Annotated in this window: 1 protein-coding gene; it reads right to left on the bottom strand. The window is 41.4% G+C overall.

Annotated features, from left to right (window positions below; translation table 11 throughout):
• Positions 1-280: oligosaccharide flippase family protein (locus tag HC175_RS20565; RefSeq protein ID WP_168139881.1), on the bottom strand; the 280-nt coding region annotated here is incomplete at its 3' end.
• Positions 281-372 lie beyond the last annotated feature (92 nt).

The raw sequence follows: 372 nt of genomic DNA, 5'->3' as shown, positions 1-372 counted from the left end.
AAATTACTGTGGAACCGATTAATGAAATAGCAGATGTTGCCGTTACTTCTTTAGAAAATTTTTCCTGATGGAAAAACCTGAAAAACGAGGTTTCCATTCCATAGGCCAGCAGCACATTAAACACTGCCATCCAGGAGAAGACAATGGCCACTTCTCCAAAACCTTCTGTTGGCAGATAGGCCGAATAAAGCGGCAACAACAGGAAGGACAACATCCTGGGTACCACAGTGGCAACGCCGTAAATGAAGGTTTGTTTAAATAGCTTCTGAAAAAGCGCCAATATTTTTTGCTTGAGATTTCCTCACAAATGTACTATTAATGGCGAATGTTTTCGGGGTTTTTTAGCTTCACTTCCCGGGAATCCTTTTTCTG

Source organism: Salinimicrobium oceani (assembly GCF_012037645.1).
This window is presented reverse-complemented; position numbering and strand designations above follow the sequence as displayed.